The sequence below is a fragment of the Candidatus Spongiihabitans sp. genome (assembly GCF_965237845.1).
In the GTDB taxonomy this organism is placed as follows: Bacteria; Pseudomonadota; Gammaproteobacteria; order Arenicellales; family Poriferihabitantaceae; genus Spongiihabitans.
Window position 1 is genome coordinate 2,169,068 of the sequence record NZ_OZ250154.1, and the last position, 25,767, is coordinate 2,194,834.

Consider the following 25,767-nt stretch of genomic DNA (forward strand, 5'->3'; position numbering starts at 1 on the left):
TTACCTTTCCACCAGTTTAATTCGCTTGTTGTACCAGTTCATACCGGACGATATCAACAGCGAGAATATCAGGTACAACGTCAATACGATGGCCATACATTCCATTTCGCGCCCGGTCTGATTCAACGAGATGCCGCCGATGGTGGCGACGATGTCCATATAGCCGATGGCGATCGCCAGCGATGAGTTTTTGGCAAGATTTAAATACTGGCTAGTCAAGGGCGGGATGATGATTCGCAACGCCTGCGGAATCACCACCAGATTTAGGGTGCGGCCACGGGTAACGCCTAATGCCGCGGCCGCTTCGTTTTGCCCCCAATCCACCGCGCTGATACCGGCGCGCACGATCTCGCCGATGAAGGCCGCGGTATAAATGGACAATGCCAGCCACAGGGCGATGAATTCGGGGCGGATGACCAGGCCGCCCTTGTAATTGAATCCCTTGAGTTCGGGAATCTCCCAGACGATGGGCGAGCCCAGCAGGAAATACATAATGAAAGGAATACCGACGATGGCGCCAAAGCATATCCAGAATACTGGATAATGCTTGCCGGTTTGATCCTGCACTTTCTGAGCGTATTTTCGGAACCACAAGCTGGAAATGACGCTGATGACAAACAGTGCGGCCACTACCCAATACAATGGCTGGAAGTCGGGGCTGGGGATGAAGAATCCGCGATTGGTGAGAAACGCCACCTCGTTCACAACTACCGCGTTCTTCGGCGTTGGCAGGGAATTGACGATAATGCCATGCACCAGCAAGATATGTAGCAACACCGGCACATTACGCACATATTCAATATACACATATGCCAATTTGTTGACGATCCAGTTTTTGGATAGTCGGCATACCCCCAACAAGAAACCAATAATGGTCGCTAATACGATGCCGAAAACCGCCACCAGCAACGTATTGATGATGCCGACCATCATCGCGCGAAAATGGGTCGAACGCGAACTGTATTCGATCAACGACTGGCTAATGTCGTAGTTAGACGGCTGCGACAGGAAATTCATGCTGAGATCCTTGCCAATCGCCTCAAGGTTGAAAATCGCGTTGCGTACTATGATGAAGAAGAACGCGAATATCGCCGCGAAAGCCAGTATCTGGATGATTACTTGGCGGGTCTCTTTGTCGTTCCACAGGCGGGAAACGATGTTTCGCTGCGGTCGGGATAGGGCTATTTCAGTCATTGTGCCGTGCTCATGGGGCCATGATTATTGAGGCATGATTATCAGGAGGGGTCGTTGGCGTCTTGTGGGCGGGCGGTTTTGGCCCAGCCGTTGATTTCAGCGGACACCATTCCATGTTGATGCTGATTTTAATCGGTATCGCGCCAATTTCAAGTGGTTTTTGATGGTTCGCGGGCCAGACCGGGGCGCTGAAGCGCCCCGGTCTGGCCCGCGATAAGCCGATGCAAACAGCCGATTTATCGAATCGGCGCGGCGTATAGAATGCCGCCGTCCTTCCACAGGGCGTTGAGACCGCGCGCAAGGCCAATCGTCGTGTTCGGGCCGATGTGGCGATCAAAGGATTCGCCATAGTTGCCACTCGCGGAAATGGCGCGCACCGCCCACGCGTTGTCCAAGCCGAGCATCTCGCCCATATTGCTTTCGGTGCCGAGCAGGCGGTTGATGCTTGGATTGTCGCCGGGCGCACTGGCCAGTTGCTTAACATTCGCCTGGGTAACGCCAAGCTCCTCGGCATTGATTACGGCGTTGACAACCCATTTGCCGATGTCTGCCCACTGGTCATCACCCTGTCTAACCGCGCCGCCCAGAGGCTCTTTGGAAATAATTTCCGGCAAGATTATGTGGCCCGACGGGTTCTCAAGTGCGACTCTGATAGAAGCCAGCGCGGAGGCGTCGGTGGTGTACGCGTCGCACCGATTGGCGTTGTAGTTGGTGATGCCCTCTTCGTTGGTTTCGACCGCAACCGGCTCATAGGAAATCCCGGTTGTGCGGAAGAAATCAGCCAGATTGAGCTCGGTGGTGGTGCCGGTCTGGATGCAAACCGAGGCGCCATCCAGATCCTTGGCGGAGGTAATGCCTAAATCCTTGCGAATCAGGAAGCCTTGTCCGTCATAGTAGTTAATGGGCAGGAAGGTCAGTTTCAGGTCGGTATCGCGGCTCATGGTCTCAGTGGTGTTGCGAAACAGGATGTCGGCTTCCCCGGAGTTCAAAACGGTAAAACGGTTTTTGGTGGTGGCCGGGATGAATTTGACTTTTTCGGCGTAGCCAAGAACGGCAGCGGCCACCGCACGACAGAGGTCAACATCCACACCTTCCCATCGGCCGTTTTCATCCGGCGCGGCAAAGCCGATAAGCCCTGTTGAAATGATGCAATTGAGCTCGTCTCTGGCTTGAACATCCTGAAGGGTGCCAGCAGAGGCTGTTATCGCGGTTAGCGATAGCGCGGTAGCAAGTGCCGCGATCTTTGGTAATTTCATTGGAATCTCCTAAAATTGTTAAGTATGGTCTTAACTAAGACCCATTAAATATATTACGATTTTGACAATTATTGTCTATAGTTAGAATATATTACCACTCTCAAAGAAACCTGTCAATCGCGTGTATAAGTCCATAACATATGGCACTTCGGGTGGTTGATAAACAGTGATTGTACGGGAGAGCGCAGGGCCAGGGCTTGGTGAGGGCGTTCGGTGTTGCAAAACAGGCCAGTCGGCCGGTGCGCGGTTGAATTGGCCGACATCGGTATAACCGCCCGGCGAAAGCCGGAATCCAGCCATATATCCGTCCCGCGAAGCGGGGCACAAACCTGCAATGCCAGCGCAAATGACAACCTCACCACAAATTATTAAATACCAGCCTCAGTCCCAAGGTTATGAATAATATGCCAAAGAGCCCGGATATCCATGGCTTTAGCCTGAGATAAAAACTCCGAGCCGGCCCGGAGGAAAAAACGAGCGCCAACAGCGCATGCCAGAAGACGGCTATTACCAAGCATCCCGTCACCAATAGAAAAATAATGATCATGGGAGAAGCGGGAGATATTGCTATCGACGTGATGGCCAGCCAGTACAAGGCTGTTTTGGGGTTTGTCATTTGAATGAGCAAACCCTTTCTGAAACTGGCGAAAGCAGTGGAATCTTCTGATTGATCCCCGTCGTCAATAATTAACTTGGCGGATATAAAGACTGATCTCAGAGACTTATAGCCAAGCCAGCATAAATAGCCGCCACCAAGAATTTGCATAGCAATCTCGGCATTTTCGTAAATACTCAAGAGTGTAGTAATGCCTGTTGCGGCAAATAATGCCCATATCCCAGTTCCCACGCTGATGCCAAGCGCAACCAATACGCCGTTTTTTCTGCTGTGCACAGAACTGGAAACAATGCCCAAAAAATTAGGCCCCGGACTAATGAAGGCGACCAAGGTGGCTGCATAGACCGTAACAAGGCTAGGTAAAAAGTAATATATTTCCTCTATATACATGTACGTACTCCAAATTAAGTTATTACAAGAAGGATTTTGTATGTTTTTCTTGCCCAAATTGATTGCATATCACTCTTACACTTAATCTTTGTATATGTTATCCCGCCAATTAGCACGATAATGTCCACGACTCCAGAAATGGAAGCCCATAAGGATCATATCACGGTATCCGTAGTCCTCATTCGCCAAAATCGGTGTAGCCATATGGAAAAGTTCACGGTCATCTATGATTATTGCCTCTCCTGGTTCTAAAGTTGTCTCAAAAATGGGCGGGGATACTGCCGTGTCATGTACATGGGAAACACCACCCTTTATCTCCACACGTGATACACAGCCCATCATTATGTATTCAACACCATCCCTGTGTATTCCTTCAGGCACTGGGATGCCCTCTTTCGGGTTATAAGCATGGGTTCTTATTTGATGGCAGTTAGTCAGCCATTCGTTTTCGACATCATGCAACGGCCATCTTTTTTGTATAGTTTTAAATCCGTTTAGAATATAAGGCGTGAAATCAACATCCGAGTTTACCGATTCAATCGGCCTTTCGATGTGACCAGTTAGTTTATTTGTTTGACCTTGCAAGAAAGGTTGGGTTATAAGTCTGGTGATATCCGCTTCTTGAGTTGTAGCGTCAAAAATTGCATGATACTGAGCCAGCTTACGACTACGCCCACCTTTTTCAGCAGGGTGATATATATCTGGCCCGAGGTTTTCAAACTGCGGCGCATATTGTGTAAGTAAATCCCCAACATTAACAACGGCGTAGTTTTTTGGATATATTTCGGACATGTTAGTTTTCCTCTCTATTGATAATTGTAGATTGTGGTCTCTAAATTCTAACGCAACACCTATAGTATGAATACAACAATATCAAGCGAGGCGTTGAAGAATGAAGGTTTATCATCGTCTAAGCTTGGTGGAGCGAGAAGCCATCGGCGCATTGTATCATTGTGGCGCGGGCGTCCGTGAAATTGCCCGGCAACTTTATCGCAGTCCATCAACCATCAGTCGTGAACTCAACCGCAGCAAGAGCGGATTTTATTACTTGGCGGTCACCGCGGACAACAAGGCTCGGCGGCGATGTTATCGTCGTTCGGGCAAGTTGTCCAAAGACAAGGGTTTGCGTTGGGTCGTCATCAACGGACTTCGCAAGCAGTGGTCGCCGGCGCAAATCAGCGCCAAGCTCAAGCTGGATTATCCTGGGGATGAACGCATGCGCGTGTGCGCCGAAACCATCTACACGTATTTGTATGCGTTGCCTCGGGGGGTCTGCGTCAATCCCTGTTGCGTTGTTTGCGGCAGCATCGAAAGGCGCGGCGGCCCCGCAGCCGGGGCCTTGACCGGCGGGGTCGGATTCCAGAGATGATCAGTATTGAGGAGCGGCCGGCGCAAGTGGCTGAACGCACTGTGCCCGGGCATTGGGAAGGCGACTTAATCCAGGGCGCTCACAATCAATCCGCGCTTGGCACGCTGGTTGAGCGCACCACCCGGACGGTGTTGCTGGCGCGCTTGAAGGGACAGGACGCCGAAACGGTGCGCAAGGCGTTTGCGCGCAAACTGCGAACGATACCGAAACAGATGAAACTGACCCTGACCTACGATCAGGGCAAAGAGATGGCGGCGCATCGCTTGTTCACCAAAGAGACCAACATGCAGGTCTATTTTGCCCATCCGCGCAGCCCATGGGAACGCGGCGCCAATGAGAATGCCAACGGCTTGATCAGGCAGTGTTTTCCGAAAGGCACGGACTTTAATCAAGTCAGCGCTTATGCAGTGCGCAAGGCTCAAGATCGATTAAATGGACGACCGCGTAACGTGTTAGACTGGAAAACGCCTTTTGAGGTTTTTAATGAACTGTTGCAATAGAAACTAGAGACCACCGATAGATCAATTGACAGGTTAGGCATAAGTGGCCTTGAATATTTAGCAAGTATTTTGGTTCCTATCAGTTTATCAGCAGTATTTTTAGAAGTTTTTATATGTGCATATTTCTGAGCTACAGTATGATATAAATATGAGCAATGGAGAAAAAGGGTGTTGATGCAGAAATTGCTTAAAAACTGTTTTTGATTTTATTATCGTTAACATTAAAATTGTATGAGGCGGTATTCCCCAAAATGAAAAATTCTATTGCTGTAGATGAGTTGTTTTCTGCGATACATACGTATGCGGCGCCGATGATTATTGATGTTCGCCGTTTGCAGGCATTCGAGGAGGCCGAGCGCATGATTCCCACCGCTTACTGGCGCGATCATCTGGTTACTGGCGACTGGGCGAGAGAGATTCCCGATGAAAAAGAGGTGGTTATCTATTGTGTTCATAGTCAGCAGGTCAGTCAAGCGGCGGTTGCGATATTGCGATCTCAAGGCATCCATGCCCGTTATCTAACAGGAGGTTTTGGTGCATGGGAGGCTGCCGGCGCAACCACCCTGCCACGCAAGGCAATGACGGCGCATCAGGGAAAGCATTGGATAACGCGGGAAAATCCGAAGATCGACCGTATCGCCTGCCCTTGGCTGATTCGGCGGTTCATCGATCCGAGCGCGGTCTTTCATTATGTGGAAGCCGACTGGGTTCAGGAAATTGCCGTGGAAACCGGCGCAATCGTTTTTGATGTTCCGGGTGCGGATACACCCTTCGCGCATGACCGCGGGTTTTGTAGTTTCGATGCCTTTATCCGCCATTTTGACATGCGCGATGCGGCGCTGAAAAAAATGGCTGCCGTTGTCCGCGGCGCGGGTACCGTGCAACTGGATTTGGCGCCGCAGGCGGCCGGTCTGGTCGCGCTTTCTCTGGGGCTGTCGGCACTCTATCGGGATGATCAGGAGATGTTGGAAAAAGGAATGATTTTTTATGATGCGTTATACAGCTGGTGCCGCAATGCTTCCAATGAACAAAAAGAAAAATAGAAAAAATAGAGTCGGGCAATTTTTGTCAGCGGATGGAGCGTTGCCAAGTGGACAGGATTCCACGGCTGGCCATGGCATTGGTTTTGTTGAAGCTTTTTGGACTTGGGTGAAAATCGGCTGGTTAAGTTTCGGCGGGCCGGCTGGGCAAATTGCCATGATGCACCGCATACTGGTGGATGAAAAAAAGTGGATCAGCGAAAGCCGGTTTCTGCACGCACTTAACTATTGCATGTTATTGCCAGGTCCGGAGGCACAGCAGTTGGCGATTTATCTGGGCTGGTTGCTGCACCGCATCCGCGGCGGCGTGGTCGCCGGCGTGCTGTTTGTTCTGCCGGGTGCGGCAATCATTTTGTTGATCAGCATTCTGTATGTGGAATACCGGGATTTGCACATCATTGAAGCCGTTTTTTTTGGTGTCAAGGCGGCTATCTTGGCGGTGGTTTTCGAGGCAGTTGTGCGCATCGGCAGGAAAATGCTGAAGAACAATTTTTTAGTTGCCATCGCAGTAGCGGCTTTTGTCAGCATATTTTTCTTTGGCGTGCCGTTCCCGTTGGTTGTTGTCGGTGCTGGTCTGGCCGGATTTTTAGGCGACCGAATAGCACCAGCCAAGTTCCAAATCATCCAACCTGAAAAGAGTGCTGACGATAACGCGACGCCGATGCAGGATTATGCCTTGGATCGCGCGTTGCAGCAGGGCAAGTTGGAGCATGTGGCGCCGTCTCGCACACGTGCTTGGAAGGTGCTGGCTTGCTGCCTCGCCCTTTGGTTCGGGCCGGTCATTGCGTTGGCGATTACATTGGGCCTCGGGCATGTGTATGTGCAGGAAGGCGTGTTTTTCAGCAAAATGGCGGTTGTTACCTTCGGCGGGGCGTATGCCGTGCTCGCCTATATGGCGCAACAAGCGGTCAACACCTACAGCTGGCTCAACCCGGGCGAAATGCTGGATGGCTTGGGGATGGCCGAAACCACGCCCGGGCCATTGATTATGGTGGTTCAGTTCGTCGGCTTCGTGGGCGCGTATCGGAACCCGGGCCCGCTTGATCCGATGGTTGCCGGAATGTTGGGTGCATTGTTGACCAGTTGGGTCACTTTCGTGCCCTGTTTCTTGTGGATCTTTTTGGGTGCGCCGTATATCGAATCCTTGCGCGGTAATCGCGCCTTGAGCACCGCCCTCAGCGGAATTACGGCGGCTATCGTCGGTGTAATTCTAAACCTGTCGGTTTGGTTCAGTATGCATGTATTGTTTAGCGAATTGCGTGAAATCCATAGCCTGGGCATGAACATTCAGATACCGGTTTGGGACACCCTGCACCCATGGTCGGCGTTGCTGGCTATTGGCGCCTTGATTCTGATGCGGTGCAAGGTTGGGATAATTAAGACGCTGGCAGCGAGTATCGTTCTTGGCGGATTAATTTTCTACTTTTGAGGAACTGTCGCAATGGAGGTCAGCAGCTTGTGCAGTAACAGACTCAGGTTTCTATGTGCGCCTGCAAATCGGCGTGATAGGAAGATCTGACCATTGCTCCGGACGCAACATTGGAAAATCCCAGCGTCTTTCCAATCTCGCCCAATTCCGCAAATTCGTCCGGGTGCCAATATCGTTGCACTGGTAAATGATGGCGGCTGGGCTGCAAGTATTGTCCCAAGGTGAGTATTTCCACCTCATGCCGGCGCAAATCATCCATCACCTCGATCACTTCATCTCGGGTTTCGCCGAGCCCCAGCATGATGCCGGATTTCGTCGGCACGGCCGGTTGGTTTCGTTTCATGCGTTGCAAAAGATCCAGCGAATATTGATAGTCTGCTCCCGGTCGCGCTTGTTTATACAATCGCGCAACCGTCTCCAGATTGTGATTGAACACATCGGCCGGGGATTTTTCCAGAATCTCCACGGCAACCTCTATTCTGCCGCGAAAATCGGGCGTGAGAATCTCGATTTTCGTATTTGGGCATTGAGATCGAATCGCGCGGATGCACTCGACAAAATGGGTTGCGCCGCCATCGCGCAAATCATCGCGATCCACAGAAGTGATGACCACATAGTTCAGGCCCATCGCGGCCACGGTTTCGGCGAGATTGCGTGGCTCATCCGCATCCAGGGGGTTGGGTCGCCCGTGTGCCACATCGCAAAACGGGCATCGCCGAGTGCAAATATCGCCCATAATTAAAAATGTCGCCGTGCCGTTGCCGAAACATTCGCCGAGATTAGGGCAGGCCGCTTCCTCGCAAACGGTGTGCAATCCTTTTGACCGCAGTATTTTTTTGAGTTCAGAAACCGCTGGAGTGCCGGTGAAACTGGCGCGAATCCATTTCGGTTTTCTGAGCAGCTGAGCGCGCGGCAGGGGCGCAATCCTGACTGGAATTCGCGCCATCTTTTCCTTGCCGCGAAGTTTTTCGCCCTGAATTATTTTATTTAATTTACCGGCCGCGGGTTGCATGGTTTTCTTCCATTATTATGGATCGACAGGAGAGACAAGATTTTTTAATTTTTGTTTTATTGATTCTCTTTTCATAACGATTATCCTGTTTATATTGTCCATACATGTAAATTGCTTTCATTTTCACCCGGTCATTTTCACCAGCGAGGCTTGAGCAGGGCCAACGACAACGGGGCTGCCGCCATGATAACTAAAAATCAAGTGGTAACAACAACCAAACTGCCACTAATAATAAAGATACGGCAAAAAAATAATTTAGCAATTGTTCCACTTTTGGATTGCTTACCCATTGGGCAATACTACTGCCTGCAGCAACCCAAATAAAATGCGTTGAAATATTAAGCACTGCCAACATAATAACCAAATATATCACTTGTTGTATTTGGTTAAAACTACCATCAAGTAACACGGAAAACATCAAAAACAACATTGACAAACCCTTGGGATTTAGCATTTGTAAAATAACGCCATCTACAAAAGTGTAAGTTTTTTCGCCATTAATTTGTTTGTGTTTTTGTGGTCTTATAAATTTATAAGTTAAATAGGTAATATAGATAACACCTAGTAATTGCACGACAAAAATCACATCAGGGTAGTGCTTTAAAAATTCCCCAAAACCAAAACCAATAATCAGTGAATAAACAACAAAAACCAAATTCACCCCGATGATTAGCGGAATAGATTTTTTAACGCCTTGCTTAACGCCTGATGCGGCAAAAACTATATTGGCGGGCCCGGGACTAAAAACCAAAGGAAACATTAATCCAAAAAATAAAATAAAGTATTGGAATTTTATTTACCCCAAAACATCATTAGGTTGCATTCTTTATTGCCACATACTGTGGATAAATTAGTCCACACAATATAAAAACACAAGCCACAACTTCTGCTGAACTTAGTGTTTCGCCAAAAAACAAATACCCGAGCATTAGCCCAAATACTGGAACCAAAAATGCATAGGGAACAATTTTATTCGGAGAATATAGTTTGATTAGATACCCGATTAAGCCAAATCCCACCAAAGTAGAAACAAAAGAGTTGAATAATAAGGCAGTAATCCCTTTATAGGATATATTCATTAAAGCGTCTATTTGTCCAGTTTCAAAAATCAATGACAATAGCAACAAAGGCACAGGAGGGATAATACTCATCCAAACCATTAAGCGGAAGGTGTCATAGTTACCGCCTTTTTTCATGAAGATTTTAGTAAGGCCACTAAAAAAGGCGCCTGCCAAAACAAATGACAACCCGATAACTGATAGAGAATTGCTGGAATCAAAAATTAAAATACAAATACCACAAATAGCAACAGCTGCTCCTATACGCTGACTTGTCGTTGGCGAATCCTTTAAGAAAATTGCCGATAATATTAATGTAAATATAACCTGAAACTGCATTAACAAAGATGTCATACCAGCAGGCATCCCAAGACTTATGCCTATAAATGCAAGCGTAAATGTAAAGACCCCAAGGGTCGTGCCAATCTGTAAAATCAACCTCCATGTCAACGTATCTCTTTTAATGAAAAATATTAATGGAAATACAATCAATGTATACCTTATGCATGTGAATAATATTGGGGGTAATTCTTGCAAACCCATCTTGGTAATCACAAAGTTTCCCCCCCAAATAGCAGATACAGATACGGCAAATATTATGTGTATTGGTTTCATAATTTATTTTTTTGAAGGTTTCCGCGTATTGGAGAAATGTGCATAAAGGCTGTTATACATAAGTGTTCCAGCAGCTATAGCCTGTTGCACACCATCAACAATTTCCTTAAGTCCTGTACTGGATAATGCAGGTTGCATATTTTTTATCCCCATTAGTATTTCAGCAGTATGAAATGGATCTATTGTCTTATGAGCTGTGAAGTAAATTTGAATATCATCATCAACTAATCCAACTCTATCCATTCCGTTTAACATTTTTGTAAAATGTGGCTCAGCCCAACTCTCAGTAACTAAAAAATGCCCATAAGCTGATAACACTTTTCCTGGTGAGGTCAATAAATAATTGAACGAATTTGATGTAAGTGATGCAAACCATGGTTTTCTATTTCTGTAGTTAACAATACTTTCAGTATCACCCAAAGAATTTAACAATCTTCTTAACCAAGTAGTATGAAAATTATCTAAATTCCCATGGCCACATTCGTCCCAAAGATTAGATGATATTACTTGTTTCATCGAATGTTGCAATCATGGAATCATCATTGCAACCTCATCATCTACAACTTCATTTCTAATTACTTCTAACAATAAAAATTCTTTCCAGTGCTCTTTAGTCATATCATTCTCCACATAATCAAAAAATGAATGACTGACTCCAGTGTTGTTTTTTGTCAAGTTTTCCAAATATTGACAACATGCATCAGTGGACTGGTATATAGATCCGTCATTTGTCATATCTTGTTAAGCATTTCTTCTTCGGCTTTAGCGTTCAGACATAAGCCTCAGGTACAAGCCTTAGGCATAATCCGACATCGGCGGGCAGCTGCAGACAAGATTTTTGTCGCCATAGACATTGTCTATCCGCCCCACTGGCGGCCAGAATTTATTATTTCGGGCGGCTTCGGTGGGAAAGAATGCGCGCTCGCGGGAATAGGGCGCATTCCAGTCGTCTTTGACCAGCAGATGATAGCTATGCGGCGCATTGGTCAACAGGCTATTTTCCAGGGTTGCCTGGCCCTGTTCGATTTCCCGAATCTCTGCTCGAATCGAAATCAGGGCGTCGCAAAATCGGTCAATCTCTTCCAGAGATTCACTCTCAGTCGGCTCGATCATGAGCGAATCAGGCACCGGCCACGACATGGTGGGCGCATGAAAACCGTAGTCGATCAATCTTTTTGCGACATCCTCGACGGTCACTCCGCAACTGTCCTTGATCAGCGCCAAGTTGATGACACATTCGTGGGCAACCCGCCCGCTCTTGCCTTTATACACGACCGGGTAATGCGCATCCAGGCAATGGGCGATGTAATTGGCATTAAGAATAGCGACCTGGGTTGAGCGCTTTAATCCATGCTTGCCGAGCAGCCGCATATAGGCCCAGGATATGGGCAGAATCAATGGCGAGCCCCACGGCGCCGCGGATACCGTGCCCAACGGGCTTGAGCCTCCGCGGTTGCATCTGACCACCGGATGGTCGGGAAGAAACGGCAGTAGGTGCTTCTTCATGCCAATCGGGCCCATGCCGGGGCCGCCGCCGCCATGCGGGATAGCAAAGGTTTTATGCAGGTTGAGGTGCATGACATCGGCGCCGATCTCGGCTGGCCGACAGATGCCCACCATGGCATTCATGTTGGCGCCATCCATATAAACCTGACCGCCATTGGCATGGACGATATCGCAAATTTCCTTGATGGACTCCTCAAAAACGCCGTGGGTGGAGGGATATGTCACCATCGTGGCGGCTAATGAATCGGCGTGCAATTCGGCTTTTTCCTTGAAATCGTTGATGTCGATATTGCCGTGGTGGTCGCACTTGACCACCACCACTTTCATCCCGGCCATGACCGCGCTGGCCGGATTGGTGCCGTGCGCCGAGGACGGGATCAGGCAGACGGTGCGTTGTGTGTTGCCCTGGGAGTGATGAAAGGCGCGGATGCACAATAGACCGGTGTATTCGCCCTGCGAGCCGGCGTTGGGCTGGAAGGTAAAGCCGTCAAAGCCGGTGATTTCGCACAACATCGAATCCAGTCGATTGATTATTCGATGATACCCTTTGGTATGCTTGGCCGGCGCAAAGGGATGGATATGCGCGAATAATGGATTTGAAATGGGCTCCATTTCGCTGGCGGCGTTGAGTTTCATGGTGCATGAGCCGAGCGGAATCATGGCGCGCGCCAAGGTAATATCCTTGCTGGCGGTTTTTCTGAGGTAGCGCATGAATTCCGTTTCAGAACGATAGCGATGGAAAATCGGGTGGGTCAGGAATTCGCTTGAGCGTTTTAGATTCTCTGGAATGGATTGATTCAAATCAATGTCGAACAATGAGCCGCTGACTTGTTCTGCGGTGGTGCCGGCAAACACCTCCAGCAGCCCAACGACTTTTTCCCGAGAGATGGTCTCGTCCAGGCTGATGCCTAAATGATCATCGTCCACCAGACGCAGGTTATATCCAGCTTGCTCCGCTTTATCCTGAATTCTTTTTGCCTGACCCGCGGCGCGGATAAGCAGGGTGTCGAAAAATTGAGCGTGGACGATCTCAAAACCCAGGCTTTTTAGTTCTTGGGCCAGGGCGCGGGCCAAGCGATTGATCCCGCTGGCGATGCGGGTCAAGCCTTCAGGTCCGTGATACATGGCGTAAACCGTTGCCATGATTGCCAACAAGACTTGAGAGGTGCAAATGTTGCTGGTGGCTTTGTCGCGGCGTATGTGTTGTTCCCGGGTTTGCAATGCCATGCGGTATGCCGGATTGCCGTTGACATCGATGGTGGCGCCGATCAATCTTCCGGGCAGCGCGCGTTTGTATTTTTCATGGGTTGCCATGTAGGCGGCATGCGGTCCGCCAAACCCCATCGGCACGCCGAATCTTTGCGTGCTGCCAATCGCAATATCGACGCCCATTTCACCGGGTGGCTTGAGCAGGGTCAGCGACAACGGATCCGCCGCCATGATCACCAAAGCAGCCTGGGATTTCAGTTTATCGATTGTTTCGCGGTAGTCCCGCACCTGTCCAGACGCGTCGGGGTATTGCAGCAGCCCGGCAAAATACTCGCCGTTTTCAATCTCGCGCTCGCCATCGCCGACCACGACTTCAATTCCTAATGGTTCAGCGCGGGTTTTCACAACCGCAATGGTTTGCGGCAAGCAATCCTGATCAACCAAGAATCGGCTGGATTTACTTTTCGCCACGCGCCGGGCGACCAACATGGCTTCGGCGGCGGCCGTTGCCTCGTCGAGCAATGACGCATTGGCAAGTTCCATCGCGGTTAAATCCATGATCATTTGCTGAAAAGTGATCAGGATTTCCAGCCGTGCCTGGCTGACTTCCGGTTGGTACGGCGTGTAGGCGGTGTACCAATCCGGGTTTTCCATGACATTGCGACGAATCACCGGCGGCGTTACCGTACCATAATAACCCAGCCCGATCATGGAGATCGCCGCGGTGTTATCGGCCGCAATCAGGCGGCTCAATTTATTAAGTCGGTTTTCATCCAGCGAACGCGGCAGGGAAAATTCGTTTTTGCTCTGGATTGACGCTGGAATAGTTTGCTCAATCATATCGTCCAGGGAATCCAGGCCCAGAACTTCAAGCATCCGTGCAATATGTTCAGGACTGGAGCCAATATGGCGGGTTGTGAAATCATCGGCTCTAGGCATGGTTCATCTCGTTTTGGCAGGGCTGGTTCTGGTATGGTTTGGTAAGGAAATTCATCAGGGGTACGGTAATTAAGCTAAAGATTCGATCAACGAACTATAAGCCGCATCATCCATCAGGCTCGCTATTTCGCTGCTATCAGAGGGTTTTATTTTGAATATCCAGCCCTCGCCGTCGGGGTCTTCATTGACTTTTTCCGGCGCATCCGCAAGCGACTCATTGACCGCAACGACAATCCCGCTGACCGGGGCTTTTACCTCCCCGGCAGCTTTAACGGACTCAATCACCGCCGCGTCTTCGCCTTTCGCCAGTTCCCGGTCGAGGTCCGGTGGCTCCACAAAAACGACTTCGCCAAGCTGTTGCTGGGCATAGTCGGTAATTCCCACCACCACCAAATCATCTTCCTCTCTGGCCCATTCGTGATCATCAGTGTATTTTGTTGACATGATTAACCTCTCTCGTTTTAATTGTTTAGTTTGTGTATGTAGTTTGTTTAGGCTGGTCGGTAATAATTCCGTGCAACGAATGGTAATTTTGACACATTAATCGGCAATCGTTTATCTCTTACCACCGCATTCAATACATTATTTTCGGCGCTATGCTCGATATCGACATAGCCCATGCAGATTGGCTTGCCGAGACTGGGACTGAAACCGCCGCTGGTCACGGCACCGATTTGGCGGCCAATTTCAGTGCCTTGAATATCTTCAATAACGGCGCCTTCTCGAATCGGCGCGCGACCTTGCGGGGACAGTCCGACTAATAATTTTGAAACCTGTTTAGGAATCTGCGACAAAATAATGTTATCGCCGGGAAATCCACCGGCACGCTCGCCGCCGCGGCGTCTGGCCTTGGACACGGCCCACAGCAGATTACCTTCAATTGGCGTGGTCCGGGCGGTAATATCGTGGCCATACAAACATAAACCTGCCTCCAAGCGCAACGAATCCCTGGCTCCCAATCCGACCCATTTCACTTCATCGTCCGCCAGCAGGGTTTCGGCGATTTCCACCGCATGGCTATCATCCACGGAAATTTCAAACCCATCTTCTCCAGTATAACCCGAGCGCGAAAACCAACAGGCGATGCCCTTAACCTGGAGTTTCCGTACCGACATAAAACCCATATCCGAAAGATCCTGTCCCAGACGCTGCATGACCTGGGCCGCAGCAGGCCCCTGCAACGCCAGCAGGCTTTTGTGCGGCATCATTTCCAGCTCCAGACGACTGCCGAGTTGATTATTCAGGTAATTAAAGTCATTGGTTTTACAGGCTGCATTGACCACCAGCATGAACTCATTTTCACCAATCCGCGCGACCATCAGGTCATCAATTATGCCGCCTTGGGCATTCAACAGCAGCCCGTATTTTTGCTGTCCCAGTTGTAAAGACACGATATCCACGGGCATCAGCGTTTCCAGCAACGGTGCGGCATTCGCCCCCGAAACCCGAATCTGTCCCATATGAGAAACATCGAATAAACCGGCTTTTTCGCGGGTATGAATATGCTCCTTGATGATGCCATCCGCATAATTAACCGGCATTTCATACCCGGCGAAAGGCACTATTTTTGCGCCAGATTGTTGGTGTAAATCAAATAGCGCGGTACGCTGCAAGTTTTCAGGTGAGTTCATTATCGAATGATGATTGTCATTTTTCAGTAAGCAATTTTTCGGTGGACTGGCGGTACTCGGCGCATGCTTCCAGATAATGCGCGGTGCTCATCGGCATCTGCACGCGCACATTTGCAATCCAGGTCATTAAATTTTTTCCCGAGCGCAACAGGATTGTGCCGCGTTTGATGTGTCTTTCCAACTTATTGTTTGCATTTTCTGGAATAGTGGCGCGAAAGGCGAGGATTTTTTCGCCGTCAGCGACAAACTCCGGCCATATCGCCAAATAGTTTGGATCGCTGCGAAGGATTTCACATTCGTATTTGGCGATGCTGATAAAATCTTCCACCAAGGGCTTTGCTTGGGAAAACCATTGCAGGCAGCAAAGCGTACACTGAATGGTTTCTCCGACTTGATCAATTTCGCGCATGGCCTGGGCGATTTTGCGGTAGCGGCTACAGTAGTAATCGGCGATGGGCATGGTGAATACTTTCACCGGCTCCCCCCAAAGTTCATCCACGCCTTCTTCGCCGCTATGATGTTTTACATTGCCGGACAACGACAGGGCTTCCGAGAAACAGCTTGAGCATTGACGCATGAAATCATCGTCTTTGGTGATTTTGATGCCGCTGTCCTCTAGGTCAACGATGGTCGTGAATATATCCGTGGCGCGATTGAACAGCGCGCCGGCCAGCATGGCGGCATTGACCCGCTTTCGACCAGGATCACTTTCGTTTTCATATGCCGCCCGAACTTCATCCAACTTTTCCCCGGGCGTGTTAATGCCGGGTTCGGTATGATGAAAGGTTCGACGGGTCAGGGCGTCCAGCAGTTTCTTTTTTTCGGCCAGGGTTTCTTCCGGCGGCGGGTAATAACGAATCCAGTAATCATCGTAAAAAATATGCTCCACGCCATCGGTTTTTCTGATGGTGCCGTTTTCAATATGAGTATTCATAACAAACTTGTTTCAAGGACGCAGTCGCGAACCCGGCGGAAAATCCCCTTGTTCAGCCCGATTTGGACAATATTTTAACATGATTGCGCGTTTGGCCTGTTGTAATTAGATGTACGTCAACTGGAAAATTCACAATTATGGTTCTGAACAATAATTCTGATTCAATTGACTATTTAGCCAAATCAGTCACACCTAAATCAGGAACATCCTGATGTTTGATGCTCAATCTCTTTATGTTTATGTAGCGGCAGTCGTTGTTTTGATGATTACTCCCGGGGTTGATATGGTTTATGTGGTTTCCAATGGTATCAGTTATGGGAAAAAAGGCGGGCTGTATTCCGCGTTGGGTGTTGGCATCGGCGGGTTAATGCTGACCTTGATATCGGCTTTCGGCGTTTCTGCTTTGGTGGCGCTATTCCCCGGATCGTTGTTGCTTATACAGTATGCTGGCGCGTGTTATTTATTATGGCTCGCCTATCGGATATGGAAGTCACCCATCAGCGCATATTCACTGGAAAATACGACAACAAAAAAAGAATTATTGTTACGAGGCATATTGGTTAATATTCTAAACCCAAAAGCCCTTATATTTTTTATGGCGTTCATTCCGCAATTTGTCAATGAAGAATTGGGTAATACCAGTTACCAAATAATTTTTCTCGGCCTATTGCTGACAGTACTCGGGACAATTATAAACTCACTATACGGTCTGTTTAGTGGCACGATAGGAAATTCGTTGCTAAAAAATGATAAGTATTTAAGGTATCAAAAATATTTGTTGTGCATTATTTTTGTTGGATTGGCAATTAGACTTTTCTTTTAATCCGGAAGAAACACAGAATTAATGACTAAAAACATTTATGCTGGACAATCGTCGTATTAGCAAATGTTACGCCTTCTGTATTGTGTATATCAAATCTTAATTGATGCAATTCTTTTATGCTGGAGACAGAAGCGAGTATGACAAAATCGTATTCACCAAATACATAACTACAATTTTTTGCCCCTTGTAGCGTTTTAAATTTCTCAACTGCGTTGATGCAGTGTATTTTTTCACATTTTATTACTATATAGGCTGTTATTTTATGTATGTCATCAATATCTCCACGTTCAATAGTGAACCTTTTTATGATGCCTTTATTTTTTAGACCAGTTATTAAGTTATAAACGGTGCTTCGTGAGATATTCATATTTCTACAGATTTTTTGAATAGATATTCGACTATCTTTTTCAAGCAACAATAAAATATTTTTTTCATTCGATGTCATCGTTTCTCACCGATTGCTTCTGTTAATGCCGGCGGCGGGTAATAACGAATCCAGTAATCATCGTAAAAAATATGCTCCACGCCATCGGTTTTTCTGATGGTGCCGTTTTCAATATGAGTATTCATAACAAACTTGTTTCAAGGACACAGTCGCGAACCCGGCGGAAAATCCCCTTGTTCAGCCCGATTTGGACAATATTTTAACATGATTGCACGTTTGGCCTGTTGTAATTAGATGTACATCAACTGGAAAATTCATAAAAATCCATAGCCGCCCCGAAGGTGGTGATGCGGGCGACCCATGCCAGCGTGCTGGAGGCCATGGACTTCACCGACCTCAAAGCCCACGCCATAGATTTGTCGTGATGCCCGCTGCCCGGCAGTGGCTGGCATAAAAAAGCGGTCAAGTGACTGACCGCCCGTGACGCTTTGCCGGTTCAATAAAACCTCGTTATGAAATCTCGTCAACCAACCTTTTTAGACTGGCGAAAGAGATCATCGGTGCACCGCCAGGGCCATGCCCGTGTTTGAGTTTGCCGCCCTTTGTTCGCAAATCTTTGTAGTAGCCAAACAAGACGGCGTGCGGTTCGGCAGTGCACGATTTGGCACACAAGAAAGCATAGGGCTGAAAGTTGCCGTGACCACCAACTTTCAAAATACCGACTAGGTATACGGTTATTTTAGTCCCTTCTTGCTCATTCAAGGTCTTCTTTATGCAGCCCTTACCGACGTTGCATTTGCCACATTTAAACAACCAGTCCGGGTGACGGTGTTTATTTAAAAGAGTGACGATGTTCCCGCCGTTGGTCGTTTCACCGCAATCGTTGCATTTGATTTTGTAAGACATGGTTTCCTCCGATAGAAGATTAGAATAAGCCAGCGGTTTTCTGGTTTGAATTAACGCAAATCGGGTAACAAATTGGGTAAATGGGCTCCCACATACAATTCACCGTCCGAAGTGTTTTGTATCGTGTAAGTAACCTTCCCTTCCAAGTTGCCAAATCGCAACTTGGCGGTGCATTTCGTCTCGCCGATGGTTTCGTTGATGTCGAGAGTGCGAATGGATTCAATACTAAACTCAGCATCCAAAGCCAAAACCGCCAATATTTTCTCGAGCCTTTCGTCGGCTGTGCGAATAATGTTTATTGCATCTAAATCATACCATCCAAGAAGTGCAAAAACACCTTTATCTTGTACACTTTCGAGAAATTCTTTGCGCTCAGAGAATTTGGCAGGGATATTTTGCTCGGCGATGATAATCACATCTTTTTTGACTGCACTATCGCCACATTCTGGTGGAGACGAAGAACAGCCCACCAACGCTACGGCGGCGGAGATGGGGAGGTAGGGACAGGTTTATAACCCCATTTAACCCACGAACAGGGCAGGCTCTGTCCGCCCGACGATGCTGGGGTGACCGGCCAACTCATCGCCCAACACGACAACAAAAAAAGAATTATTGTTACGAGGAATATTGGTTAATATTCTGAACCCAAAAGCCCTTATATTTTTTATGGCATTCATTCCGCAATTTTGAGCGAAGCCAACGACTGATCCAGGCTGGCCCACGCGAGATGGTAAAATTCATCGATTTGTTCGCGGGTGATGATGAGCGGCGGGCATATCACCATTATATCCCCGACCGAGCGCATCACTAAGCCATTGTTCAGGCACATTTTACGGCACACCGTTCCCGCGCCGCCATCTTCATCAAATTTCTGTTTAGTGTCTTTGTCCGCGACCAGTTCCAAGCCGCCAAGAAATCCGGTGCCTCGTGCCTCTCCCACTAATGGATGCTCCCCGAGTGCGGAAACCCTGGATTGAAAATAATCCATGGTGTTATCGCGCGCCCGTTCTATGATTTGCTCATCGCGTAAAATTTGAATATTTCTTAACGCCACCGCGCAAGCCACCGGGTGGCCGGAATAGGTATAGCCATGCGCAAACTCGCCGCCTTTGCTGTCCAGAACCGCAGTTATTTTATCGGCAACCATCACTGCGCCAATGGTTTGATAGCCTGAGGACAACCCTTTTGCCAAGGTCATCACATCCGCTTCAATGTTAAATGTGTCTGAGCCAAACCACTCGCCGGTTCGACCGAAACCGCAAATCACTTCATCCGCGCACAGCAACACATCATACTTTTTACAGATGCGATTGATTTCCGGCCAATAATTATCCGGTGGGATAATTACCCCTCCAGCACCCTGGATGGGTTCGGCAATAAACGCCGCAACACGGTCAGGGCGCACTTCCAGTATGCGCTGTTCGAGCGCCTGGGCGCGCTGCAAGCCAAATTCCTCCAGGCTGAGATCACCGCCCTCGGCATAGAAATAAGGTTGATCGATATGCTCGATATTGGCAATGGGCAGTCCGCCTTGAGCATGCATGGCTTTCATTCCGCCCAGGCTGGCGCCGGCCATTGTGCTGCCGTGGTAGGCATTGTTTCGACTGATAATGATATTACGATTTTCCTGACCCTGAATTTCCCAGAAGTAACGCACTAAACGCACCACGGTATCGTTGCCATCAGAGCCTGAACAACCAAAAAAAGTGCGATTCATTTGTGTCGGCGCGATTTCGGCGAGAGCCTCCGCCAATTCCACCGCTGGCAATTGTGCGGTTTGAAAGAAACTATTGTAGTAAGGTAATTGCTCCATCTGTAATTTCGCGACTTCAGCTAATTCAGTCCTGCCATAGCCAATATTTACGCACCATAGTCCCGACATCGCATCGAGATATTTATTGCCATCGCTGTCGTAAATATAAATATTTTCCGCGCCAGTAATAATGCGCGCGCCGTTTTCGCGCATGCCCTTGTGGTCGGTGAACGGGTGCATATAATGCTTCGCATCGAGTTCACGCAATTGCGCGGTGTGGTAGGTTCTCATGGTTTATTAGTTAGTGGCAACCGGAGACGGCGTAATAGATTTAATTATGCTCAAATGATAACCTGGATGTTGGTAATAGCGAAGACATCATCTGACATCATCTGGTGGCACGCCTATTTTCGAGCATGATAACATTGATTTATTTTTATTCAGGATTGAAATGACTGCCAAACCCAGCTTCACCATCGGTATCGAAGAAGAATATATGTTGGTAAATCCGCAAACCGGCGACCTGGTTCGCAAGGCGCCGAAGTCGTTGATGCCGGCCATGAAAGCGAAACTTGGCAGCCGGGTTTCGCCGGAATTCTTGCAATCTCAGGTTGAGGTGGGCACGCCGGTTTGCGCTTCATTGCAACAGGCAAATGATGAACTGGGCAATCTCCGTCAATCTGTGTCGGATGTGGCCAAAGATCATGACATGGCGATCATTGCCGCTTCCACCCATCCTTTCGCCCGGCCCCAAGATCAGGCAATCACCAAAAAAGCGCGCTATACCGAGTTGGCCCGTGATCTGCAGGCGGTGGTGCGGCGTTTGTTGATTAGTGGTATGCATGTTCATGTTGGCATTGATGATGATGATTTGCGCGTCGATTTGATGAATCAGGCCACTTATATTCTTCCGCACCTGCTGGCGTTAAGCACATCGTCGCCATTCTGGACCGGAGGAGACACCGGCTTGAAGTCTTATCGCATGTCAGTTTGGGATGAAATGCCCAGAACCGGATTGCCCCATGTATTCGAGAGCTACTCTGAATATCAACGTCATGTCAATGTTTTAGTCGAAGCTGGCGTTATCGAAGATTCGACCAAATTATGGTGGGATTTGCGACCTAGCGCCTACTACCCGACATTGGAAATGCGTATTGCGGATTTATGCACCTCGCTGAAAGACGCCATTTGCATCGCCGCGATTTATCAATGCTGGTTAAGAATGTTATACCGGCTACGCACAAGAAACCAAAAATGGCGAAAATATTCCAACATGCTTGTGGACGAAAATCGATGGCGCGCCCAGCGCTATGGCATCGACCAGGGATTAATAGATTTTGGAATCGGAAAGGTAGTAAATTATTCCGATTTACTGTCGGAAATTTTAACCCTGATTAAGCAAGATGCCATCGAGGCAGGATGCTTGAAAGAAATTAACCACGCAAAAACGATTATCAAAAGAGGCACCAGCGCCCATAGACAACTTTTTATTTATAAAAAATCATTGGAAAAAGGCGATTCCCATGAATTAGCAATAAAAAAAGTTGTGGATTGGTTGCGCCGCGAGACATTGAATTGTTAATCACAAAATTTTGTGTCATATAGGATCTATTCGTGTGGGTAAATTCTGAACTGATTTAAGTGTAACGCATTGAAACGCCTGCTATGCTCGGCCGACAAAAATGCCGCCCTTGGTGCTGGCATCCACAGCACCCCGCTTCCGGGAGGGGCATGACTGCCGGAGGTGCGGCTTCAGCCTCGCAAGGCGATTGCCGATGGCGGGACTAAAGTCCCGCTTCCGAGATGGGCATGATTGCCGGAAGTGAGGCTTCAGCCTCGCAAGGCGATTGCCGACGGCGGGACTGAAGTCCCGATTCCGAGATGGGCATGACTGCCGGCAGTGAGGCTTCAGCCTCGCAAAGCCATTGCCGATGGCGGGACTAAAGTCCCGCTTCCGGGATGGGCATGATTGCCGGAAGTGAGGCTTCAGCCTCGCAAGGCGATTGCCGACGGCGGGACTGAAGTCCCGATTCCGAGATGGGCATGACTGCCGGCAGTGAGGCTTCAGCCTCGCAAAGCCATTGCCGATGGCAGGACTAAAGTCCCGCTTCCGGGATGGGCATGACTGCCGGAAGCGAGGCTTCAGCCTCGCCAAGCCATTGCCGATGGCAGGACTAAAGTCCCGATTCCGAGATGGGCATGATTGCCGGAAGTGAGGCTTCAGCCTCGCCAAGCCATTGCCGATGGCAGGACTAAAGTCCCGCTTCCGGGATGAGCATGATTGCCGGAAGTGAGGCTTCAGCCTCGCAAGGCGATTGCAAATGGCGGGACTAAAGTCCCGCTTCCGAGGGCATGACTGCCGGCAGTGAGGCTTTAGCCTCGCAAGGCGATTGCAAATGGCGGGACTAAAGTCCCGCTTCCGAGGGCATGACTGCCGGCAGTGAGGCTTCAGCCTCGCAAAGCCATTACCGATGGCGGGACTAAAGTCCCGCTTCCGAGATGGGCATGACTGCCGGAAGCGAGGCTTCAGCCTCGCAAAGCCATTGCCGACGGCGGGACTAAAGTCCCGATTCCGAGATGGGCATGACTGCCGGCAGTGAGGCTTCAGCCTCGCAAGGCGGTTGCCGACGGCAGGGCTAAAGCCCCGCTTCCGGGAGAGGCATGATTGCCGGAGGTGAGGCTTCAGCCTCGCAAAGCCATTGCCGATGGCAGGACTAAAGTCCCGCTTCCGAGATGGGCATGACTGCCGGCAGTGAGGCTTTAGCCTCGCAAAGCCATTGCCGATGGCAGGACTAAAGTCCCGCTTCCGAGATGGGCATGATTGCCGGAAGTGAGGCTTCAGCCTCGCAAAGCCATTGCCGATGGCAGGACTAAAGTCCCGCTTCCGAGATGGACATGACTGCCGGAAGTGAGGCTTCAGCCTCGCCAAGCCATTGCGGATGGCAGGACCTAAGGTCCCGCTTCCGAGGGCATGATTGCCGGCAGTGAGGCTTTAGCCTCGCAAGGCGATTGCCGATGGCAGGACTAAAGTCCCGCTTCCGAAATGATATGGATTCCTGAATAATTGGCGAAGCCCGGAATTCACGGAGTTTTTCGCCACGACTACTAATAATCTATTGTTAAATTAAAACTCATCTGTTCCAATACGTGCGCGCCGTGGCCCCGTAGCCGGAAGGCTTATTCGATGGTTGGCCGATGGCTAATTTAAGGCACTTTTTGCAGGAATATTCGTTGCTTTTTAGTTTTTCTCTTTCCAAATTTTTTCCGTTCATGAGATGGGGGCGGAATCTCACCGAAGAAACCGTTCGCGCCGACCTGTTGGCAGGATTGACCGGTGCGGCAATCGTATTGCCTCAGGGTGTCGCCTTCGCCGCCATAGCTGGAATGCCGCCTGAGTACGGGCTGTACGCAAGCATCGTGCCCGCCATCATTGCCGCGCTTTTCGGATCTTCCTGGCATCTGGTTTCAGGCCCGACCACGGCCGCATCCATTGTCATGTTCTCGTCCCTGAGTGCATTGGCAATACCAGGCGGCCCAGAATATATTTCGCTTGCCATCACCCTGGCATTCATGGTTGGCGTTACCCAGTTTGCGATGGGCGCAGTCCGGCTGGGCGCCTTGGTAAATTTTATATCTCACTCGGTCATTGTCGGATTCACTTCTGGAGCGGCGCTATTAATCGCATCCAAACAAATCAAAATTTTTCTCGGCCTGGAAATCCCGGTTAAAGAGCATTTCTATGAGTCGGTGGTGTATCTGTGGGAGCATTGGAGCGCATTTCACCCGATGGTGACGTTTGTCGGATTCTCGTCTCTGGCCGTGGTCATTATCCTCAGGAGAAAATGGCCAAAGTTTCCAGGCATGATAGCTGCCCTGTTTGTTAGCGGCGTAGTGGCCGCCATTTTTAATTTCATCTTCGGTGAGGATAAAACCGGTATTCATATGGTCGGCGCATTGCCTCGACAATTACCGCCGTTATCGATGCCGGATTTTTCAGCGGAAGTGCTTCAGGAGTTGGCGCCATTGGCACTTGCCATGACCCTGTTTACCCTGACCGAAGCGGTGTCCATCGCTCGTTCAATTGCCCTTAAAACCGGGCAGCCCATTCAAGGCAACCAGGAATTTATTGGTCAGGGCCTGTCGAACATCGTCGGTAGTTTTTTCTCAGCATATGTTGCTACCGGTTCATTCAACCGCAGCGGGGCGAATTTTGAGGCTGGCGCGAGGTCGCCATTATCGGCAATTTTTGCCGGCCTGTTACTGATTCCGTTGCTCATGGTGGTTGCGCCACTGACCGCCTATTTACCTAAAGCCGCGGTGGCGGGTTTATTGATTTTGGTTGCCTGGCGAATCATTGATTTTGCCCAAATCAGAAAAATTTGCAGCGCCGACAACAAAGAAGCGGCGATAATGGCGGTGACGTTCTTCAGCACAATTTTCTTCAAACTGGAATTCGCCATCCTGTTTGGCGTGATCCTGTCATTGTTAATCTATCTCAGGAAAACCTCTCGACCGAGAATTATTCCACGGGTTCCCAATCCAGAATCGAAACATCGAAAATTCGGTTCCGGGGTGGCGTTGCCGGAATGCCCGCAGTTCAAGATGCTGCGGCTGGACGACTCCATTTATTTTGGGTCGGTGGCGCATGTCGGCGAAATGTTTCGATTGTATCGCGAACACTACCCGCAACAAAAACACCTGTTGCTGCTCACCAAAGGGGTCAATCAGGTTGATGTTGGCGGAGCTGAACTATTGATGGCTGAAACCAGGGAAAGAAGAAAGATGGGCGGCGACCTGTATCTGTATCGCTTAAAAGACAGCGCCAGCGCAGTTCTCAAAGATGGCGGCTATCTGGATTTCATCGGCGAAGACAACATATTCGATTCTAAAGAGGAAGCAATTAGCAAGGTCTTCGATCGACTGGACCGGGACATTTGCAGCGTCTGTGAAAATAGAATTTTTCTGGAATGTAAAACACTCGAATACAAAAAACCTGAGGATAAGAAACCCGAAGATGAGAAACCGACTAAAGTCAAAAGCACAACCACGAAAAAGGTCAGTAAAAAAGTGGGTAAAATAGTCAGAAAAACAGCCGCAAAGAAAACCACGAAAAAAGGCGCGACATAACACAAGCGGGAATCATGCCAACTATCTACGACAACATTATTTTGGGGATACGCAATGCCGACTCTTGATTTCAAA

General features: G+C 49.0%; 24 protein-coding genes and 1 pseudogene. 7 read left to right on the top strand and 18 right to left on the bottom strand.

Annotated features, from left to right (window positions below; genetic code table 11):
• The 4 genes from ACPXXB_RS10365 to ACPXXB_RS10380 form a co-directional block, all read right to left on the bottom strand.
• Positions 1–1,194: an amino acid ABC transporter permease gene (locus ACPXXB_RS10365; RefSeq protein WP_423907210.1), complete on the bottom strand. Its 1,194-nt coding sequence runs from the start codon at positions 1,192–1,194 to the stop codon at positions 1–3.
• Between the two features lie 236 nt (positions 1,195–1,430).
• The gene (locus ACPXXB_RS10370; RefSeq protein ID WP_423907212.1) at positions 1,431–2,450 is read right to left on the bottom strand and encodes an amino acid ABC transporter substrate-binding protein; all 1,020 of its coding nucleotides are present in this window, start codon (positions 2,448–2,450) and stop codon (positions 1,431–1,433) included.
• A gap of 355 nt (positions 2,451–2,805) precedes the next feature.
• Positions 2,806–3,513, bottom strand: a complete 708-nt coding sequence (locus ACPXXB_RS10375; protein WP_423907214.1) for a LysE family translocator — start codon at positions 3,511–3,513, stop codon at positions 2,806–2,808.
• A 24-nt stretch (positions 3,514–3,537) separates the two neighbouring features.
• Complete coding sequence (locus ACPXXB_RS10380) at positions 3,538–4,248, bottom strand: 2OG-Fe dioxygenase family protein (RefSeq protein WP_423907216.1); 711 nt, start codon at positions 4,246–4,248, stop codon at positions 3,538–3,540.
• 100 nt (positions 4,249–4,348) lie between these two features.
• Here ACPXXB_RS10380 and ACPXXB_RS10385 point away from each other — a divergent pair.
• From ACPXXB_RS10385 to chrA, 3 genes and pseudogenes are all read left to right on the top strand, one after another.
• A pseudogene (locus ACPXXB_RS10385) lies at positions 4,349–5,325 on the top strand (IS30 family transposase).
• 251 nt (positions 5,326–5,576) lie between these two features.
• Positions 5,577–6,368, top strand: coding sequence for a chromate resistance protein ChrB domain-containing protein (locus tag ACPXXB_RS10390; RefSeq protein ID WP_423907217.1), 792 nt, complete (start codon positions 5,577–5,579; stop codon positions 6,366–6,368).
• The gene (gene chrA / locus ACPXXB_RS10395; protein WP_423907219.1) at positions 6,349–7,794 is read left to right on the top strand and encodes a chromate efflux transporter; all 1,446 of its coding nucleotides are present in this window, start codon (positions 6,349–6,351) and stop codon (positions 7,792–7,794) included. Before ACPXXB_RS10390 ends, chrA begins: the two co-directional genes overlap by 20 nt.
• A 43-nt stretch (positions 7,795–7,837) precedes the next feature.
• Here the strand turns inward: chrA and lipA are convergent, their stop codons facing one another.
• The 8 genes from lipA to ACPXXB_RS10435 form a co-directional block, all read right to left on the bottom strand.
• The gene (lipA, locus tag ACPXXB_RS10400; RefSeq protein ID WP_423907220.1) at positions 7,838–8,806 is read right to left on the bottom strand and encodes a lipoyl synthase; all 969 of its coding nucleotides are present in this window, start codon (positions 8,804–8,806) and stop codon (positions 7,838–7,840) included.
• Between the two features lie 190 nt (positions 8,807–8,996).
• On the bottom strand, positions 8,997–9,566 hold the full coding sequence (locus tag ACPXXB_RS10405; RefSeq protein WP_423907221.1) for a LysE family translocator: 570 nt from the start codon (positions 9,564–9,566) through the stop codon (positions 8,997–8,999).
• A 52-nt stretch (positions 9,567–9,618) separates the two neighbouring features.
• Positions 9,619–10,479: an EamA family transporter gene (locus ACPXXB_RS10410; RefSeq protein WP_423907223.1), complete on the bottom strand. Its 861-nt coding sequence runs from the start codon at positions 10,477–10,479 to the stop codon at positions 9,619–9,621.
• 3 nt (positions 10,480–10,482) lie between these two features.
• Complete coding sequence (locus tag ACPXXB_RS10415; RefSeq protein WP_423907225.1) at positions 10,483–10,995, bottom strand: iron-containing redox enzyme family protein; 513 nt, start codon at positions 10,993–10,995, stop codon at positions 10,483–10,485.
• 279 nt (positions 10,996–11,274) lie between these two features.
• Positions 11,275–14,133 (bottom strand): aminomethyl-transferring glycine dehydrogenase, encoded by a 2,859-nt coding sequence (gene gcvP / locus ACPXXB_RS10420; RefSeq protein WP_423907227.1) that lies wholly within the window; start codon positions 14,131–14,133, stop codon positions 11,275–11,277.
• A 69-nt stretch (positions 14,134–14,202) separates the two neighbouring features.
• Positions 14,203–14,577, bottom strand: a complete 375-nt coding sequence (gcvH, locus tag ACPXXB_RS10425) for a glycine cleavage system protein GcvH (RefSeq protein WP_423907229.1) — start codon at positions 14,575–14,577, stop codon at positions 14,203–14,205.
• 47 nt (positions 14,578–14,624) lie between these two features.
• Positions 14,625–15,764, bottom strand: coding sequence for a glycine cleavage system aminomethyltransferase GcvT (gene gcvT, locus ACPXXB_RS10430; protein ID WP_423907230.1), 1,140 nt, complete (start codon positions 15,762–15,764; stop codon positions 14,625–14,627).
• Between the two features lie 16 nt (positions 15,765–15,780).
• A complete protein-coding gene (locus tag ACPXXB_RS10435) occupies positions 15,781–16,698 on the bottom strand; it encodes a hypothetical protein (RefSeq protein ID WP_423907232.1) in 918 nt (305 codons plus the stop codon).
• A 211-nt stretch (positions 16,699–16,909) separates the two neighbouring features.
• Here ACPXXB_RS10435 and ACPXXB_RS10440 point away from each other — a divergent pair, with 211 nt between their 5' ends.
• Positions 16,910–17,521, top strand: a complete 612-nt coding sequence (locus tag ACPXXB_RS10440; protein ID WP_423907234.1) for a LysE family translocator — start codon at positions 16,910–16,912, stop codon at positions 17,519–17,521.
• 25 nt (positions 17,522–17,546) lie between these two features.
• Here ACPXXB_RS10440 and ACPXXB_RS10445 read toward each other — a convergent pair whose 3' ends face one another.
• The 5 genes from ACPXXB_RS10445 to ACPXXB_RS10465 form a co-directional block, all read right to left on the bottom strand.
• Positions 17,547–17,966 carry an Lrp/AsnC family transcriptional regulator gene (locus tag ACPXXB_RS10445; protein WP_423907235.1) on the bottom strand — a complete coding sequence of 140 codons (420 nt, stop codon included), beginning with the start codon at positions 17,964–17,966 and terminating at the stop codon, positions 17,547–17,549.
• A complete protein-coding gene (locus ACPXXB_RS10450; RefSeq protein ID WP_423907237.1) occupies positions 17,963–18,091 on the bottom strand; it encodes a hypothetical protein in 129 nt (42 codons plus the stop codon). The genes ACPXXB_RS10445 and ACPXXB_RS10450 overlap by 4 nt, the downstream gene beginning before the upstream one ends.
• 116 nt (positions 18,092–18,207) lie before the next feature.
• Complete coding sequence (locus ACPXXB_RS10455; RefSeq protein WP_423907239.1) at positions 18,208–18,372, bottom strand: hypothetical protein; 165 nt, start codon at positions 18,370–18,372, stop codon at positions 18,208–18,210.
• Positions 18,373–18,416: 44 nt separating this feature from the next.
• Entirely contained in the window at positions 18,417–18,812 is a 396-nt protein-coding gene (locus ACPXXB_RS10460) for a hypothetical protein (protein WP_423907241.1), read from the bottom strand.
• Positions 18,813–18,862: 50 nt separating this feature from the next.
• Complete coding sequence (locus ACPXXB_RS10465; protein WP_423907243.1) at positions 18,863–19,228, bottom strand: hypothetical protein; 366 nt, start codon at positions 19,226–19,228, stop codon at positions 18,863–18,865.
• A gap of 211 nt (positions 19,229–19,439) precedes the next feature.
• On the opposite strand from ACPXXB_RS10465, the gene ACPXXB_RS10470 reads away from it, so the two are divergent.
• Positions 19,440–19,502 carry a hypothetical protein gene (locus ACPXXB_RS10470; RefSeq protein WP_423911125.1) on the top strand — a complete coding sequence of 21 codons (63 nt, stop codon included), beginning with the start codon at positions 19,440–19,442 and terminating at the stop codon, positions 19,500–19,502.
• On the opposite strand, the gene ACPXXB_RS10475 is transcribed toward ACPXXB_RS10470, so the two are convergent.
• Complete coding sequence (locus ACPXXB_RS10475; RefSeq protein WP_423907244.1) at positions 19,486–20,856, bottom strand: aspartate aminotransferase family protein; 1,371 nt, start codon at positions 20,854–20,856, stop codon at positions 19,486–19,488. The two genes, ACPXXB_RS10470 and ACPXXB_RS10475, sit on opposite strands and share 17 nt — an antisense overlap.
• Positions 20,857–21,016: 160 nt before the next feature.
• Here ACPXXB_RS10475 and ACPXXB_RS10480 point away from each other — a divergent pair, with 160 nt between their 5' ends.
• Positions 21,017–22,147: a carboxylate-amine ligase gene (locus tag ACPXXB_RS10480; protein ID WP_423907246.1), complete on the top strand. Its 1,131-nt coding sequence runs from the start codon at positions 21,017–21,019 to the stop codon at positions 22,145–22,147.
• A gap of 1,613 nt (positions 22,148–23,760) precedes the next feature.
• On the top strand, positions 23,761–25,692 hold the full coding sequence (locus ACPXXB_RS10485; protein WP_423907247.1) for a SulP family inorganic anion transporter: 1,932 nt from the start codon (positions 23,761–23,763) through the stop codon (positions 25,690–25,692).
• Positions 25,693–25,767: the final 75 nt, after the last annotated feature.